We start from the raw sequence: 504 nt of genomic DNA on the forward strand, positions 1-504 counted from the left end.
TTCTTCTTCTGTTTGAGTGATGTTTATTAATTGTTTGATTTGCGTAAGCACATCATAAGAAACTAACTTCGTTTGTATGTTATGGTTTGCTTCATTGATACGTTTTGCTTCATCTTCTTCATAAATACCGGAAAGCCCGAAAGCATAGCGAGCACATTGTATAGTGGCTTTATGGCGCAACATACGTGCGGGGTATTTTTTCCAAGGGTCACTGTGGCCTTGTTCGCATTCTTTGCGATATTCGGTGACTTCGATAGGGTCTTTAATGCCTTTGAGACGAATAGCACATTTGATAGCAATGATATTCCCATCATCATTGAGTTGATCTTGAAAGGTCATGCCATCAAAGTCAGGATTTGATTTGATGATCTTTATCCAACCGTCGATAGAAACAACGGGTATGATGCCGCCGCCTTTTTTAGGGAGAGCATAGATTTCTTTTGTTAAAGGGTTAAGTCCATAAGTATTGGCAACAAAAAGAAAAACGGCAAATTCTGCATCAGT

1 protein-coding gene is annotated in these 504 nt (G+C 39.1%); it reads right to left on the reverse strand.

Annotated elements, in window-relative coordinates; all coding sequences use genetic code 11:
- Nucleotides 1-504 (reverse strand): RecT family recombinase (locus ACFIO5_RS13585; protein WP_375705703.1); only part of this gene is annotated, 504 nt, incomplete at both ends.

It is taken from the genome of Bartonella sp. AA86SXKL, from assembly GCF_042196885.1.